This window comes from Streptomyces sp. NPDC045778 (assembly GCF_056431945.1).
Genome location: NZ_JBWKJZ010000010.1, coordinates 212375 through 228552, shown reverse-complemented (window position 1 = coordinate 228552; position 16178 = coordinate 212375). Strand labels below are relative to the sequence as shown.

Annotated in this window: 15 protein-coding genes; 6 read left to right on the top strand and 9 right to left on the bottom strand. The window is 74.4% G+C overall.

The features are described 5' to 3' along the window. Positions 1-21 precede the first annotated feature (21 nt). Genes AC07GB_RS15645 through AC07GB_RS15625 form a run of 5 tightly spaced genes read right to left on the bottom strand, consistent with a single transcriptional unit; the run spans position 22 to position 4820 of the window. The gene (locus AC07GB_RS15645) at positions 22-1683 is read right to left on the bottom strand and encodes an amino acid adenylation domain-containing protein (RefSeq protein ID WP_478845568.1); all 1662 of its coding nucleotides are present in this window, start codon (positions 1681-1683) and stop codon (positions 22-24) included. 5 nt (positions 1684-1688) lie between these two features. Next, entirely contained in the window at positions 1689-3233 is a 1545-nt protein-coding gene (locus tag AC07GB_RS15640) for an aminotransferase class I/II-fold pyridoxal phosphate-dependent enzyme (RefSeq protein WP_478845566.1), read from the bottom strand. Continuing rightward, complete coding sequence (locus tag AC07GB_RS15635; RefSeq protein WP_478845564.1) at positions 3230-3502, bottom strand: acyl carrier protein; 273 nt, start codon at positions 3500-3502, stop codon at positions 3230-3232. The genes AC07GB_RS15640 and AC07GB_RS15635 overlap by 4 nt, the downstream gene beginning before the upstream one ends. A 7-nt stretch (positions 3503-3509) precedes the next feature. Beyond that, a complete protein-coding gene (locus AC07GB_RS15630; protein WP_478845562.1) occupies positions 3510-3776 on the bottom strand; it encodes an acyl carrier protein in 267 nt (88 codons plus the stop codon). A gap of 12 nt (positions 3777-3788) precedes the next feature. Next, on the bottom strand, positions 3789-4820 hold the full coding sequence (locus AC07GB_RS15625; RefSeq protein ID WP_478845560.1) for a beta-ketoacyl-ACP synthase III: 1032 nt from the start codon (positions 4818-4820) through the stop codon (positions 3789-3791). Positions 4821-4822: 2 nt separating this feature from the next. On the opposite strand from AC07GB_RS15625, the gene AC07GB_RS15620 reads away from it, so the two are divergent. The 6 genes from AC07GB_RS15620 (at position 4823) to AC07GB_RS15595 (ending at position 10582) form a co-directional block, all read left to right on the top strand. Beyond that, complete coding sequence (locus tag AC07GB_RS15620) at positions 4823-4957, top strand: hypothetical protein (RefSeq protein ID WP_478845558.1); 135 nt, start codon at positions 4823-4825, stop codon at positions 4955-4957. 356 nt (positions 4958-5313) lie between these two features. Continuing rightward, positions 5314-6522 carry a beta-ketoacyl-[acyl-carrier-protein] synthase family protein gene (locus AC07GB_RS15615; protein ID WP_478845674.1) on the top strand — a complete coding sequence of 403 codons (1209 nt, stop codon included), beginning with the start codon at positions 5314-5316 and terminating at the stop codon, positions 6520-6522. Further along, on the top strand, positions 6519-7427 hold the full coding sequence (locus tag AC07GB_RS15610; protein WP_478845556.1) for a DUF6206 family protein: 909 nt from the start codon (positions 6519-6521) through the stop codon (positions 7425-7427). The genes AC07GB_RS15615 and AC07GB_RS15610 overlap by 4 nt, the downstream gene beginning before the upstream one ends. 4 nt (positions 7428-7431) lie before the next feature. Beyond that, positions 7432-8193, top strand: a complete 762-nt coding sequence (locus AC07GB_RS15605) for a 4'-phosphopantetheinyl transferase family protein (protein WP_478845554.1) — start codon at positions 7432-7434, stop codon at positions 8191-8193. A gap of 15 nt (positions 8194-8208) precedes the next feature. Next, complete coding sequence (locus AC07GB_RS15600; protein ID WP_478845552.1) at positions 8209-9477, top strand: nitroreductase family protein; 1269 nt, start codon at positions 8209-8211, stop codon at positions 9475-9477. A gap of 430 nt (positions 9478-9907) precedes the next feature. After that, entirely contained in the window at positions 9908-10582 is a 675-nt protein-coding gene (locus AC07GB_RS15595; protein ID WP_478845550.1) for a LuxR C-terminal-related transcriptional regulator, read from the top strand. Positions 10583-10672: 90 nt separating this feature from the next. Here the strand turns inward: AC07GB_RS15595 and AC07GB_RS15590 are convergent, their stop codons facing one another. The 4 genes from AC07GB_RS15590 to AC07GB_RS15575 form a co-directional block, all read right to left on the bottom strand. After that, positions 10673-10993 carry a RedY protein gene (locus tag AC07GB_RS15590; RefSeq protein ID WP_478845548.1) on the bottom strand — a complete coding sequence of 107 codons (321 nt, stop codon included), beginning with the start codon at positions 10991-10993 and terminating at the stop codon, positions 10673-10675. Positions 10994-11074: 81 nt separating this feature from the next. Continuing rightward, complete coding sequence (gene redW / locus AC07GB_RS15585) at positions 11075-12250, bottom strand: L-prolyl-[peptidyl-carrier protein] dehydrogenase (protein ID WP_478845546.1); 1176 nt, start codon at positions 12248-12250, stop codon at positions 11075-11077. Then, on the bottom strand, positions 12247-15039 hold the full coding sequence (locus AC07GB_RS15580; RefSeq protein WP_478845544.1) for a polyketide synthase: 2793 nt from the start codon (positions 15037-15039) through the stop codon (positions 12247-12249). Before AC07GB_RS15580 ends, redW begins: the two co-directional genes overlap by 4 nt. A 224-nt stretch (positions 15040-15263) precedes the next feature. Next, complete coding sequence (locus AC07GB_RS15575; protein WP_478845542.1) at positions 15264-16049, bottom strand: AfsR/SARP family transcriptional regulator; 786 nt, start codon at positions 16047-16049, stop codon at positions 15264-15266. Positions 16050-16178 lie beyond the last annotated feature (129 nt).

Genomic DNA, 16178 nt, shown 5'->3' with positions numbered 1-16178 from the left:
TCGGATGCCGTCGGGGTGCCGTCAGGTGCCGGGCTCGGCCCGCGGGGCGCGGGCTGGCGCGGGCGTGGCGCCGCCCAGGCGGTGGTAGTCGGTCTTGCCGTTGGCGTTGTGCGGCAGTTCGTCGAGGCAGGTGGCGGTGCGCGGCAGCATGTAGCGGGGCAGGTGCTCGGCGCAGTGCCGCTTCAGCTCGATGAGGCCGGGCCGCGGGGTGCGGCCGTCGAGCGTGAAGTACAGGGCGACAGCGGGCTCGCCGCCGCGGGTCTCGACGACGGCGGCGGCCTGGGCGATGCCGGGGTGGCGCAGCGCCGCGGCCTCGATCTCGCCCAGCTCCACGCGGTGCCCCGCGAGCTTGACCATGCGGTCCTTGCGGCCGCGGTAGACGAGGCTCTCGCCCTCGTAGCTCACCAGGTCGCCGGTGGCGTGGCGGCCCTCGCGGTGCCCCGCGGCGGCGGGCCCGGCATCGCGGCGCCAGTAGCCGGGCGTGACGCAGTCGCCCGCGACGACGAGTTCGCCGAACGCGTCCGGGCCGGTCACGGCGCGGCCCTCGGCGTCGACGACGGACACCTCGGCGCCCGGCAGCGGGGTGCCGATGGGCACGGGCTCCTGCCGGGACAGGTCTTGAGGGCGTACGCGGTGGTACGTGCAGACGTTCGTCTCCGTCGGCCCGTACAGGTTGTAGAGCACCGCGTCGCCGGGCAACAGCGCGGCCAGGGCCCGCAGTTGGGCGATGGGGAACACCTCGCCCGCGAACAGGACGTACCGCAGGCTCCGTACGGTCTCGGCAGTGAGCGCACCCGACACGGTGAGGAGGTGCAGGACCGACGGCACCGAGTACCACACGGTGACGCCGTGCTCGCGGATTCCCGTCGCGAGCGCGCCCACGTCACGGGCCTGCTCGTCCGGCACGATCCACACGGCCGCGCCCACCGACAGGGCCGTGAACAGGTCGAACGTGGACAGGTCGAAGTTGAACGAGGCGTGGCCCGCGAAGACGTCCCCGGGGCCGACGGCCAGCTCCTGGCGGGCCCAGCGGATGAACGCCGCGAGGTTCCGGTAGCTGATCCGCACCCCCTTGGGCGTACCGGTCGAGCCGGAGGTGTAGAGGATCGCGGCGAGGTCGTCGCGTTCCAGGGGCGGCAGGAGCACGACGTGCCCGGCGGCGGACGAGGTGAAGGCGGCCCAGGTGTGCGCGGAGTCCTCGCCGGGCCCTTCCGTCAGGGTGTCCTCCTCCTCGTCGGCGAGCACGATCACCCGTACGGAGGGAGGAAGGTGGCCACCGCTCAGGGCGGCCAGGCGGCGGCGGTCGGTGAACAGCGCCACCGGTTCGGCGTCCGCGAGGATCGTCGCCACGCGGGCCGCCGGCTGTCCGCCGTCGAGCGGCACGTAGGCGCAGCCCGCGTGCAGCGCGCCGAGGATCGCCTCCGCGTAGCGCGGCTGCTTGTCCAGCCAGATCGCCACCCGGTCGCCGACCGCCGTGCCCAGGCCGAGCAGGCCGGAGGCGACGGCCGCGACGTGCGCCGCGAACACGCCGTACGTACGCGGCCGGGGGCCCACGAAGGCGGGCCGCGCGGCCCACTCGGCGTCCAGCGGCCACGGCTTGCGGATCAGGGCGACGTCGGAGAGCACGCGGTCGCCCGGCAGCGGCGGCCTCGCGGTGTGCGCGGCCCGGGTCCCGGTCGTCATCGCGCTCACCCCGCCGAGGGCAGGACGCCGACCTCGCGGGCGGCCGCCACGAAGATGTCCGCCGCGGTCTGGAGGTCCTCGCGCGTGTGCTCGCAGGTGACGCTGATCCGCAGCCGCGCGTCGCCGAGCGGCACCCCGGGGAACACCACCGTCTGGCAGAACAGGCCGCGCGCCCGCACGGCGCGGCCCATCTCCAGGGCCCTGCGCTCGTCGCCGATGACCAGCGGCAGGATCGCGCTCGCGGTGTTCTCCAGGTCGAAGCCCGCCTCCACGAGCAGCCGGCGCAGGAAGCGGATGTTGGACCACAGCAGGGCGACGCGCTGCGGCTCGGCCTCGATGACGTCGAGCGAGGCGATGAGCCCGGCGGCGACGCCCGCGGGGATGTTGGCGGCGAACACATAGGAATGGGCGTAGAACCGCAGGTACTCGATGACGTCGTGGTCGCCGACGACGAAGCCGCCCATGCCCGCGAGGGCCTTGCTCATCGTGCCCAGCTCCAGGTCGACCTCGCCCTTGAGGCCGAAGTGCTCGGTGGTGCCGGTGCCGCGCTCGCCGAGCACGCCCGTCGCGTGCGCGTCGTCGACCAGGACGCGGGCGCCGTACTCCTTGCCGAGACGCACGATCGACGGCAGGTCGCAGAGGTCGCCGTGCATGCTGAACACGCCGTCGGCGACGATGAGCGCGCCGCCCGGGCGGTCGCCCTGCCGCTTGAGGATGCGCTCCAGGTCCGCCATGTCGTTGTGCTGGTAGATCTTGCGGACGGCGCCGGAGAGCCGGGCGCCGTCGACGATGCTCATGTGGTTGAGCTTGTCGACGACCAGCGTGTCGTAGCTCTTCACGAGCGCCGAGATGGTGCCGAGGTTCGCGGCGTACCCGCCGGGGAAGACGATGCACGCCGGGCGGCCCTTGAACGCGGCCAGGCGCCGCTCCAGCTCCTTGTGGAGCATGTTCGTGCCGCCGATGAAGCGCGAGCCGGTGTGGGTCGCGCCGAAGGTGCGGGTGGCGTCGCACACCGCGTCGACGACCTTCGGATGGTTGGCGAGCCCCAGGTAGTTGTTGGAGGCGAACATCAGGAACTCGCGCTTCTGCCCGGTGAGTTCGTCCAGGATGAGCGCCCGGTTGCCGCAGCGCGAGTGCAGCGGCATGCCGTACCAGTAGAGCTGCTCGGCCTCGCGCCCACGCAGATGGCCGCGGAAGCTGCGGGCCTTGGCGAACAGGTCCGGGTCGCGCTCCTCCACGAAGTCCTTCAGGGACCGTCCATCCCACTGGATAGAACGTTCGTTACAGTCGCCGTTGTGTTCGTCGCCCGCCGCCACCGGGCCCGCCAGCGCCTCCTCGACGGCCTCCACCAGCTCCCGAATGGTCGCGAGCCCGGGGGGCAGCTCCGCGTCCAGGGCGAAGCGCTCCCGGACCGTCGCCAGGATCGACTCGAAGATGACGGAGTCGATGCCGAGTTCGGCCTCGAAGTCGCTCTCGGGCAACAGGTACGACTCGTCGTACAGCGTCCGCGAGGCCACGATGTCCACGATCTGCCGGTGCACACTGGTCATCGCACGGCCTCCCCTTCGGTCCTGCCCACGGCACGCAGCCGGTCGACGAGCGCCGCGATCGAGTCGACGGTCCGGAAGTTCGCCGGGGAGATCTCCCGCAGCGGCACGGTGATGCGGAAGTCGGACTGCAAGTAGTGCACGAGGTCGAAGATCCCGGCCGAGTCGATGATGTTCAGCTCGGCGATGGGGAGTTGGGCGTCGAGTCCCTCGGTGTCGCCGTCGAGCCAGACGTCGGCGATGTAGTTGATGATCGACTGCTGGGTGCTCATGGCCGTCCTAGGCTCGCTCGGAGGTGGTCGCCGACGCCGCGGGGGCGCAGCCGCGCGCGATCAGCTCCGCGACCGCCGCGATGGTGTCGCCCGGCGACGCCGCGTCCTCCGCGACGTCGACCTTGAACTCCGACTGGATCACCAGGAGCAGCTCGACCAGGAACAGCGAGTCCATGTCGAGGTCCTCGAACCTGGTGTCGGGGCCGATCTCCGAGCGGTCCACCTCGAAACGGTCGACCAGGAGGTCGACCAGCCTGTCGTACATCGCGCTCATGCGGTTCTCCCTTCAGGCGCGGTCGAGCCGCGGCCAGGTCAGTACCGTCGATCCCCAGGTGAGCCCGCCGCCGAAGGCGGTGAGCAGGACGCGCCCGCCCGCCGTCAGGACGCCGTCCGCGTGCGCCTGGTCGAGGGCGAGCGGTATGGAGGCGGCCGCCGTGTTGCCGACCTCGGCGATGTTGCTGAAGCAGCGCTGCCGGGGGATGCCGACCTCGTCGGCCACGTGGTTGGTGATGCGCAGGTTGGCCTGGTGGCCGACCAGGTGGTCCACGTCGCCGGGCCGGAGGCCGGCCCGGCCGAGCACGGCCCGCGCCGACGCGGACATCCGCCGCACCGCGTGCCGGAAGACCTCCTTGCCGTCCATCGCGAAATAGCGGTCGCCGTCGGCGGGCTCCACCCCGGACAGGCGCTGGCGCGAGCCGCCCGCGGGCACCGTGATCAGGTCCTCGCGGCCGCCGTCGCTGCCCAGGTCGAACGGGCCGAGCGCGCCCGGCTCCGCGGCCTCGCCCGCGCGCAGGAGCACCGCGCCCGCGCCGTCCCCGAAGATGACGGCCGTGGACCGGTCGTCCGGGTCGAGGAGCGTGGAGAACGTCTCCGCGCCGATCACCAGGACCCGGTCGGCCGCGCCCGCCGCGATCAGACCCGCCGCGCTCGCCAGGGCGTACACGAACCCCGTGCAGACCGCGGACACGTCGTACGCGGCGGCCCCGGTCAGGCCGAGCCGCGCCGCCACGACCGGCGCCGTCGCCGGGCACGGGCGGTCCGGGGTCGTGGTGGCGAGCAGGACGGCGTCCGCGTCGGGGGAGCCCGACGACTTGAGGGCCCTGGCGCCCGCGCCGACCGCCAGATCGGATGTGGCCGTGCCGGGCGGGGCGAAGTAGCGCTGCCGGATGCCCGTGCGCGAGCGGATCCACGCGTCCGAGCTGTCGAGGCGCGCGGCGAGTTCGTCGTTGGTGACGGCGGTCGGCGGCAGACAGCCGCCGACCCCGGCGAGGACCGCGGCCCGGTGCGGCGGCGGGTGGCTCGGTGGCGGTGCGCTCACACGTGCTCCTCGATCTCGACTGGCTCAACTGGCTCAACTGGCTCGACTGGTACGCCGACGGCAGGACGCTGAAGCTGACGTCGAGTCTCGCGGGGCGGGCTGACGGGAGCGGGCCACCCGTGCTGACGGCTCGCTGACCGCTCGCTGATCGCCCCCGCCCGGGGCGCGGCGCCGCGGCCGCGTGCCCGCGCGGTCAGCCGTCCGTCAGCGCCGTACGCGGTGCCCGGTCAGCCGCGGCCCGCAGACTCGACCCCAAGCGACCGAGAGGTGGGGCGCATCCGATGGGCACCACGTACGCAGGACCGGCCATCCGGCACGACGCACACGACGCACACGGCGGGCACGACGCACACGGCGGGCACGACGCACACGGCGGACACGGCGGTGCCGACGGAGTGCCGCGGTGACGGCGGCCGTGCCCGGGGACGGCGCCCCCGTCGAGCACCCCACCCCGTGTCTCGCCACCGGCGCCGCGTCCCCCGAGCGCGACGCCGTGGCGGTGACCGGGGTGGGGCTCGTCACCGCCGCCGGGATCGGGGCGCAGGCCACCTGGGCGGGGGTGTGCCGGGGCGAGTCCGCGGCGGCGAGCGACCCCGCGCTCGCGGGGCTTCCCGTGGACATCTCCTGCACCGTGCCCGGCTTCTCGCCCCGGCGGCACGTGGGCCGGCGCAGCGCCCTGACGCAGGACCGGTTCATCCAGCTGTCCGTCGCGGCGGCGCGCGAGGCCGTCGCGGACAGCGGGCTCGACCCGGCGACCTGGGACGGCGCCCGCGTGGGCGTCGTCGTCGGCTGCGGCCTCGGCGGCGTCGCCACCTGGGAGACCCAGCACCGGCGCCTCCTCGACGACGGGCCCAAGGCCGTCTCGGCGCTGCTCATCCCCATGCTCGTACCGAACATGGTGGCCGGGCACCTGGCGATGGACCTGCGGGCCACCGGGCCCAACCTCGTCACCGCGACGGCCTGCGCGTCCGGGGCCACCGCCATCGGCACCGCGCTCCAGCTGCTGCGCGACGACAGCTGCGACGTGGTGGTCGCCGGGGGCGGCGAGGCCGGGGTGACCCCGCTGATGGTGACGGGCTTCGCGCAGATGGGCGCCCTGTCCCGGCGCGTCGGCGAACCCGCCGCCGCGTCCCGGCCGTTCGACCGGGACCGCGACGGCTTCGTCATCGGCGAGGGCAGCGGCATGCTCGTCCTGGAGCGCGCCGCCGACGCCCGGGCGCGCGGCGCCGCCGTCCGGGCCCGCGTGGCCGGGTACGGGGCGTCGGCCGACGCGCACCACCTGACCGCCCCCGACCCGCGGGGCACCGGCGTCCTGCTCGCCCTGCGCACCGCCCTGGCGCGCGCGGACGTGATGCCCGACGAGGTCGACCACGTCAACGCGCACGGCACGTCCACGCCCCTGAACGACGCAGCGGAGGCCGCCGTGCTGCGCAAGTTCCTCGGCACGGGCCCCGCCGTCACCTCCACCAAGGGCGTCCTCGGCCACACCCTCGGCGCGGCCGGGGCGATCGAGGCCGCGCTCACCGTCCTCGCCGTACAGCGCGGCACGGTGCCGCCGACCGCCAACCTCCGCCACCAGGACCCCGACATCGACCTGGACGTCGTCACCGGCGGCCCGCGCGAGCGCCCGCTGGACGTCGCCGTCTCCAACTCCTTCGGCTTCGGCGGCCAGAACGCGGTCCTGGTGGTGACGGCGGCATGACCTTCCGGCACCCCACGGCCTTCCCGCTGCCGCACGCCGCCCTCGAGGACCTGGAGCGGCGGGTGCGGCACGCGCTGCGCACCGCCGACGACAGCGCGCTCGACGTGCTCGGCTACGGCGAGATCACCCTCGTCCTGCGGCTGCGCACCACCGAGGGCTCCTACGCCTGCAAGCGCCTGCCCGCCTTCCCCGACCGGGTCCGCTTCGACCGCTACCGGGAAGGGCTCGACGCGTATCTGCGCCGCCTCACCGACCGCGGGCTCACCGTCGCGCCCACCGAGGTGTGGCACACCCCCGGACCCGGCGGGCGGATCGTCGCGTACTGCGTCCAGCGGGAACTGCCGCCCGAGCGGCTGTGCTCCCGCCTCCTGCACACCGAGGACGAGGCCTGGGCGAAGAACTTCTTCGTCCGCTTCCTCGACCGCGTGGACGCCGCCGTCGGCCCCACCACCGGCCTGGACGCGCAGGCCTCCAACTGGATCGACACCGAAGGCGAGCTGACGTACCTGGACGTCACCACGCCCCTCATGCGCGACGCGCGGGGGCGCGAACAGCTCGACGTACGCCTGTTCTTCACCTCGCTGCCGTGGCTCCTGCGCGACGCCGTCCGCGTGGCCATGGCCAAGTCGATCTTCGACAAGTTCTACGCGACCCGCGGCGTGCTCCTGGACTTCCTCGGCAACCTCCACAAGGAACGCCTGGGCGCGCTCGTCCCCGCCTTCCTGGAGGAGGCCAACGCCCGCCTGGCCACGCCCCTCACCGCCGAGGAGGTCGCCGCCTACTACCGCGACGACGCCCGCATGTGGGAGCTGATCCAGCGGCTGCGCGCCGCCGACCGGTTCTGGCAGCGCAAGGTCAGGCGGCGCACGTACCCGTTCCTGCTGCCGCCGCCCGTGGACCGCTGACCCGATGGCCCTCCTCGCGCGCACCCCGGCGCCAGGCCTGGACGAGAGCGTGCGCCTTGACCCCGCGCGCCCCCTGCGCGTCACGCACGCGCGCGGACCGCTGACCCTCGCCGTCGTCTCGCTCGCCTGGGTACGCGCGCGGGACGCCGCGGGCCGCGCCGCGCTCCAGGCCCGGCACCTCACCGACGAGGAACGGGAGCGCGCCGCCGAACTGGCCGTGCCCAAGCGGCGCGTGGAGTGGCTGGCCGGGCGGCTGGCCGTCAAACACGGCGTCAGCGCCTATCTGCGGCGGCACAGCGGCCTGTGCGTGCGCACGCGCGAGGTACGTGTCGGCGCGGTGGCGGCCGGCATCCGCGCGGGCAAGCCCACCGTCGACGCGCCCGTGGAAGTGGGCCTGACCCACTCGGGCGACCTTGCCGTGGCCGCCTGCGGCCCGCGCGCGGTCGGCATCGACCTCGAACGCACCCGCCAACTTCCGCGTCCCTTGGCCGAGTTGCTCGCGACCGCGCACCCGGGCTGCCCGGCCCTCGACGCCATGCCGCTGTCGCTGCGCTGGGCGTGCAAGGAGGCCGTACTCAAACACTTCGGCTTCGGCCTGCGGGTCGACATGCGCGAGGTCGAACTCACCGGCTGGCACCCCGACGGCCGCTTCACCTGGCGCGCGGGACCGGGCCTGCGGCGCCACGTCCCGGCCGTGGACGCGCTGCGCCTGGCCGGCTGGGCACGCGAAGTCGACGGCTACTGCCTTTCCCTCGTGTGGAGTTAGAGGAGAGCGACACCCATGACAGCCGACTGGACAGCAGCGCACGGTACGCCCGCGCACGCCGCGCCCACGGACCTGGACTTCGAGGCCGCGCTCGGCGCGGCCGTGCGCCTCGCCGCGCTCAGCCCCTCGTCCCACAACTGCCAGCCCTGGGGCGTGGCCTGGGCCCGGAGCGAGGGGGCCCGCGCCGCCGCGCGGGCCGCGTCCGTCCCGGCGTACCCGGGCGGGAACACGGCGGCGGCCGGCGACCAGTACCTCGTCATCGCCCTGGACCGCGAGCGCCGGCTGCGCGCGCTGCCCGCCCTCCACGTGGAGATGCTCGTCAGCTGCGGCGCGTACGCGCAGCTCCTGCTGCGGGCCCTCGGCGCGCGGGGGTGGGCCCTGGACGGCCTGCGGTTCGCGCCCGGCGGCCTGGACGGGCCCCTGGCCGCCGACTGGCCGTGGGAGGCGCCGGGCCCCAGCGGCCTCCCCCGGATCTGGGCGCCGCTGTGCGTGGCCCGGCTGCGCCACGTGCCCGGGGGCGCGGCCGAGGACCCGCACGCGCTCCGGGCCGCCGCGCGGGCCCGCCGCACCCACCGCGCCCCCTACCACCCGCGGCCCGTCGCGCCGGACGTCCTGGAGCGCCTGGCGGCGCGGTCCGGCACCGCCCTCGCCCGGGACGCCGAGGTCGGCGTGCGCCACCTGACGTCGGACGCCGACCGCGCCGCGCTCGCCGCCTTCGTCGCGCGGCACGCCGGACGGGATTTCAGCCACGGCCCCGCCTGGCGCGAAACACACGCGTACCTGCGGTTCAGCGAGGCCGACGCGGTGGCGCGCGGGGACGGCTTCACGCTGGAGGAACTGTTCGGGCCGCTGTCCCGGCCGCACGCGTGGGCACGGCGTCTCGCGCTCGCGCCCACGACGATGCGCCTGCTGCGGCACGTCGGCTACCCCGCCCTGCTCGCCCGGCAGCTCGCCCGCGTCGTGCGCCCCACACCCGCCCTCACCGTCCTGAGCCTGACCGGTACGCGACCACCCACGCTCGCGGACGCCGTCAAGGGCGGGGCGCGAATGGCCGATTACTGGCTGGGCGCCACCACCGCCGGGCTCGTCCTGCACCCCGTCAGCGCCGTCCTTCAGCACGACGACCTCCGGCGTACCCTGGAGGATCGATTCCGCATTCCAGGGCGTGCGATATTCCTCAGCAGGCTGGGCCACCCCGTCGCGGACACGGCCGGGGGAAGGGGAGTATCGGCGTTCCCGCGCTCCCACCGCCGCCCCGCGCACGCGCCCCTGTGGACGATCTGACATTTACCCCACGAGGTTTCGAGCCATTTTCATGCTTCTTCCAATAAAGCTCGCCCAGACGCCAGTTGCGCGCACATACTGTTGCAGTGCGTACGGAATATTCCACGCCCACGTGCCCGCGTCGATTCAGGAGAGGACCGGAGAGGAGACGCGGCGGCCGGGGGTGAAGTGCACTGTCGGACAGCGGGCGGGTTCGATAGCGCGCGGCGGCGACGAGGGGTACCCGAAGGCGCATGGTCGTGTCATTCACAAGGGGGCGGCGAGATGGGGCACTGCTGCAAGGAGCCACTGCCGGACGCATCCACGAGGCCGGCGCGGCCGGCCCGCACGGGCGTGATGCCGTGACGCCTGATGCCGTGACGAGTGACGCGGCCCGGCCCGCCCGGCGCCGCGGTCTCCGCCCGGACGAGCTGCGGTGAGGCGGCGAGGCATGAAGATCCGCGTCCTGGTGTGCTGTGACGAGTCGATCATGTCCGCCGCGTTGCGCGCGCTGCTCGACCAGCAGCCCGACATCGAGGTCATGGGCTTCACCACCGGCCGCGAGTCCGCCGCGGCCGTCGCCGAGCTGGCGCCGCACGTCATGATCGTGGTGGCCCCCGCGCTCGGCTTCGAGGACAAGGGTGAGCTGGCGGAGCTAGCCGCCCAGACAAAGATCATCCTGATCGCCAAGGCCGAGTCCGCGCACCGCTCCGTCGAGGCACTGTGCATCGGCGTCCGCGCGGTCCTGGCCCCCGACTCCTCGGCGGACGACCTGATCCACGTCCTGCGGACGGTGAGCGCGGGCGCCACCATGGTGATGCCCGCCGCCGCCCGGCGCACCTTGCAGCACCTGCCGCAGCAGGGGGTCTCCCGGCGCTCCGCGCGCATGGCGGCGGAGCTGACCCCCCGCGAGTCCGAGGTGATACTGCTGCTCGCCCAGGGCAAGTCGAACGCCGAAGTCGCCGAGAAACTCTCGGTGTCCATGGCGACCGTCAGGTCCCATGTTCACCATGTGCTCCGAAAGCTGGGCGTCGGCACACGCGCCCAGGCCGTTGCTATTGCTTATGAGACCGGATTGATGGCGGCAATTGGACGGACCACTGAATTCCGTGGCCAAGAAGGGTGAACGGGGCGGGTGCCCGCATCCGGGCGCCGAGCGCTATTCACCACAGCTCATTTCCCCCGCCACCCGGCCCGCCACCGTGGGCCCCACAAATCATTCGGCCCGGTATCCGGCACCCACCCGTTCACCGGACCACTCGTCGACCACGGCGGCCATCTTCTCGAAATCGGCGACGAGCCTGCGGAATGGTTCCGACCGCATATCCCGCTCGAACTCGGCCGGGCTGGTCACTTCGATGATCTCGAAGTACTCGGCCGGTCCTTCGCCCTCGGCGGCCGCGCGGCGCTGCACGCCGAACGCGCGGACGGCGGGCAGTTCCGGACAGGTCGCGTAGTCCACCTCCCGCACCCAGGACTCGAAGCGCTCCGGCGCCACGCCGTGGTGCAGCCGGATGCGGTGAACGATGACCGCCATGGTGAGGTGTCCCTTCTCGTGTCCCGCGTCTCTGAGGTGCGCCGGGTCCCTCGGCGGCCTGGGATACCGGCCCCCGGCGGCTCAGCGGCCACCGCCCGCGCGGCGGCTGCCGCCCAGGCCGAGCGCCCGCGCGATGTTGTTCCGCTGGATCTCGTTCGTACCGGAGAAGATGCGCGAGGGCAGCGCGTCCCGCAGCAATGTCTCCGCCTCCCCGCTCAACACCCCCAGCGCGCCCCGCAGTTGCACGGCGTCCAGGCCGACCCGCACCGCCGCCTCGCTCACCGCGAGCTTCGCGAGCGCGGGCGCCACCTCGTCCTCGCTGCCCCGCGCGAGCCCCCACGCCGCCTTGTACAGCAGGAGCCGCGCCGACTCCACCGCGAGCGTCATGTCGACGACGCGGTGGCTCACCGCCTGGAAGCCGCCGATCGGCACCCCGAACTGCTCGCGCCGGCCCGCGTACGCGACGGTGGAGTCCAGGACCCGCCGCATCGCGCCGAGGTAGGCCGCGAACAGGCACGTGCGCTCCCACTTCATGGAGGACGCGAACACGCTCGCGCCCGCTCCCTCCGCGCCGAGCACGGCGTTCGCGGGCACCACGCAGCCGTCGAGGCGGACATCGGCCGTCGGCGAACCGCGAAGGCCCACCTTGTCGTACGGCGGCCCCACCGTGAGGCCCGGCGTGTCCGCCTCCACGACGAACGCGGTGAGGCCGAAGAAGCCGCCGCCCGGCGCCGTCGCCGCCTGCACCACGAAGACGTCGGCGACCGGCGCGTTCGTCGTGAAGGCCTTCACGCCGTCGAGTACGTACGTGTCACCGTCGCGCACCGCGCGGGTGCGCAGCCCCAGGGTGTCCGAACCGGCCTCCGGCTCGGTGATGGCGTGCGCGGCGATCCGCTCGCCCGAGCACAGCGCGGGCAGCCAGCGCCGCTTCTGCTCCTCGGTGCCGAACTCGGCGACCGGCATCACCGCGGCGAACAGGTGCGCCGCCACCGAGAAGGCGAAGCCGGTGTCCGGGCAGCCGTGGCCGAGCGCCTCCATCACCGCGGCCGCCGCCACCGCGTCGAGCCCGCTGCCGCCGTACCGCTCCGGTACGACGCTGCCGACCAGGCCCTGCTTGCCCGCGAGCAGCCAGCGGCGCCGGAACTCCGCCGGGTCAAGGAGCCCGTCCGCGGGCGGCGGGTCGCCGAGGTCGCGGCGCGCGAACCGCTCGACGGCCTCGCGCATGTCCTCGGTGTCGTCGTCGAAGGCGAAGTTCATCGCGGCCCGTAGCCCTTCTCGTGGTTCCGCTGGATCCCCTGGGCGGTGTGGTTCGCCGGGTCCTCTTCCACGAGGACGTGGTAGTTGATGCCGCCGGTGCCGAAGGAGCTGACGGCCGCGCGCCGCGGCCTGCCGGGCGGGCGCGGCCACGGCTCGGGCCTGGTCGCGATCTCGGCAGGGATGGCGGCGAGGCCGAGCGCCGGATTCAGTGTGCGCAGCAGCGTGTTGGGCGGCAGCGTGCCCGCCCGCAGCGCGAGCAGGGTGCGCAGCAGGCCCGCGCTGCCCGCCGCCGCGAAGGTGTGCCCGAAGAACGACTTCGCCGAGCCGATGCGCAGCGCGCCCGCGCGCGGGCCGCCCGCGTACAGGCGGGCCGCGGCGGCGATCTCGACCCGGTCGCCCACCTTCGTGCCGGTGCCGTGCGCCTCCAGATAGTCCACGGTGCAGGGCTCGAAGTCCACCTGGGCGAAGGCGCGCTGCATGGCGCGTACCTGGCCCGCGACGTCCGGGGCGATCAGGGACTTGGCGTCGTTCGACGCGCCGACGGCACGGATCACGCCGTGCACGGTGTCGCCGTCGCGCCGCGCGTCCTCGTACCGCTTGAGCAGGAAGAGCCCGCAGCCGTCACCCGGGGTGAACCCGTCGGCGGCGGCGTCGAACGGCGCGTTCCTGCTGTGCGAGAGCAGTCCGAGGGCGGAGCAGAGGACCATGTCCCGGGTGGTGCAGGCAAGTTCGACGCCGCCCGCGACGGCGAAGTCGGCGGCGCCCGAGCGCAGCGCGCCCACGGCGACGTCAAGGGCGGCGAGGGAGGACGCGCAGGCCGCCTCCACCGCGAGCGGCACCGCGCCCAGGCCGTACTCGTTGGCGAGCAGCGCGGCCACGCCGCTGGCCAGGCAGCCGTCGAGCAGGGCGGGTGACGGCTCGGCCAGGCCCCGCGCGGTCCGCTCGCGCAGCCGCTCCAGGAGCTTCTTCTTCCGCAGCGCGGAGAGCCCGTCGAGGGCGGGCAGCGCCGCGACGGCGTCCTCCAGGCCCTCCAGGACCAGCTCGGTGTGGGCGCGCCGCTCGCGCGTCAGGCCCAGCGTGGTGCCGACGGCGACCACACCGTGCCCGGTGAGGGGCACCCCCCGCCGGGGGAACCCGGCGAACAGCTCCGCCGCCACGTCAAGGGCCAGCCGCTGCGCGCCGTCCATCGCCGCGTACCGCAGCGGAAGGACCGCGAGGTCGTCCGGCGGCTCCTCGGGCACCGGCACGTGACCGCCCTGGTCGGTGTACGAGTGGGTCAGGCTGAGCGAGCCGGGGCAGTGGTGGAGGTCCCGGTCGAGGACGTGGTCGGGCACCGGGCCGATGCGGGTCCGGCCCGAGCTGACGACCCGCCAGAACGCGGCGGCGTCGGGCGCCCCCGCGAACCGCCCGCCCAGCCCGACCACCGCGACCGGCACGGCGCGCGGCCCGCCCCGGGCACGGGCACGCGGACCGGCCGGGGCGCGGCGGCGGTGCTCCTCAAGGACGAGATGGCAGAACGTGCCGGTCAGGGACGACCCGTGCACGACGGCCCGGCGTGGCGTCTCCGGGAGCGCCTCCCACGCCTCGCCTACGCGGGCCCGCCGGAAGGGCGTCCCCGTAGGTGTCCCCGCAGCCGCCCCCTCGGGTGCCCCCACCGGCCCCTCACCGTCCGGCGGCGGCTCCGGATAGCGACGCTCGCGCAACGCCCGGGCCACGTTGCTCACCGACGCGAGCCCCGCGTGGGCGAATGCCCGCCCGTCGCCCGTGCCGAGCACCACGGACCCCGGCGCCCGCCCGGCGTGCAGCCGCGCCAGGGCTTCCCGCTCAGCGGCGGCCTCCTGGGCGACCGACGAGCCCGCGCACGCGACGTACTGGACGCTCTCCAGGCCGGCCCCCGCGGCGCGCAGCGAGTCGGCGGCGGCGTCCTGCCGCAGCTCGACGGAGTGCGAGTGCCGGAAGCAGCCCGGACGCGGCTCGTGGCGGAGCGTGCAGTCGAGGACGGTGGCGTAGACGCGGTCCCCGTCCCGCACGGCCGTGGAGAGCCGTTTGAGGAGCACCGCCCCCACGCCCTCGCCGACGTCGACCGGCGCGCCCCGTGGCCCGTCGGCCTCCGCCCCGCCGGGGGCGTACACCCCCTTCGCCCCGAGCGCCCCGGCGACGAACGGGCTCTCGCGCCGCTGCCCCGCCACGACGAGCACCGCGTCCGACGCCTCGGCGCGCAGCTGGTCCACCGCGTGCGCGAGCGCCACGAACGACGTCGCCTCGGCGGACTCCACCGCGAGCGTGCGGCCCCGCAGTTTGAAGGCCGAGGCGATACGCGCCGGGATCGTGCTCGCCATCTCGCCCACGCGGTCGTGCGGCGAGCCGCCGAGGCGCGGCGCGAGCAGCTCGCGCAGCTCCGCCGCGGCCCGCGCGGCCCGGTCCCGCGCCGCTCCCGCCGCGCGGGCGGCGCGCTCCAGCTCCCGCGCGTACCGGGGGAGTTCGACGCGTACGGCGTTGGCGTGCTGGCGGTCGAGGGCGAAGCAGAGGCCCGTGACGACGTCGGTGCGCTCGGCGGGCAGCGGCCGTTCGGGGTGGCCCGCGTCCGCGAGGCAGCGGCGGGCGGCCTCCAGCATCAGGAGCTGCATCCGGTTCATGGACTTGGCCTGCATGGGGGGAATGCCGAACCGGGCGACGTCGACCACGACGTCGTCGAGCCCGCCCGGGTCAAGGTCGGCGATCCCCACGATCGCGAGGGGCTCCCCGGGCCGCGCGGGAGTGGCCCGGCGGGCTTGCCATTCGGACGTCATGTCGCGGCTGCTCCTGCGGTCGTCGGAGTCCCGCCGGAGAGCGGGAAGGGAATCGCGGCCGGTTACTGCGAGCGGATGTGCGAATACGCGGATACGCAGACGCGCAGATACGCAGATACGCAGATACGCGGATGTACGGGCGCGCGGCGCGTGCCGTAGCGGAAAGGCCTCGATGTGACGGATGAGGCACCAGAGAAAAGGGCGGGAATATGGGCGCGGCGTGTTTATGAGGCGGCGGGGACGGTCGTCAGGGAAAGAGCCGGGTCCTGCGACAGGATTTCCGTGTGGCGCCGCTGGAGCACGACTCCGGGCCGCACGCCCAGCTCCTCGTCGAGCCGTCTGCGCGTCGCGTGGAACAGCTCCAGGGCCTCCGCCTGCCGCCCGGTGCGGTAGAGGGCGAGCATGAGCAGCTCGCAGAAGCGCTCGCGCAGCGGGTGCTGGGCGACCAGGCGGCGCAGCTCGGCCACCGCCCGCGAGGCGTCGCCGACGGCGAGCCGCGCGCGGATCAGGTCCTCCCGGACCGTCAGCCGCCGCTCGTCGAAGAGCGCGGCCGCGCCCCGGCAGCGCAGCCCGTCGCCCGCGTCAAGGAGCGCGGGCCCCTGCCACAGGTCGAGCCCGGCCTGGAGCAGCTCGATGGCCCGCTCCGGGCGCGTGTCGAGCGCCGCGGCACCGCGCGTGGCCAGGTCGAGGAACGTGTTGCCGTCGACGCGGTCCGCGGGCACGTCGAGCAGATAGCCGCCCCGCACCGCGCGCAGCAGCGTCGTGCCCCGTGGCCGCGCCCCGTGCCCGTCGAGGACCTTGCGCAGCCGGGTGGCGTGCGCCTGGAGCGCGTTGCGGGCGTTGCCGAGGGGCCGGCCCGCCCACAGCTCGTCCGCGAGGTCCGCGTGCGAGACGGCCCGGCCCGCGTCGAGGGCGAGGGCGGCGAGCATCGCCCGCACCTTGGCGGCCTGGATCTCGTGGAACTTTCCTTCCGTGGCCACGGAAACAGGCCCCAGGATGGTGATGTGCATGTCGTTCCTCCCCCGATGGACTGCGAAAGGCATTTACGGGTGGCGGAATACGTCAATACAGAAGCCCCAGGAACACCGCGAGCCCCCCTCCTTTTCGGCTGCGTACGAGTTTCCCAGGAACGGGGGTGC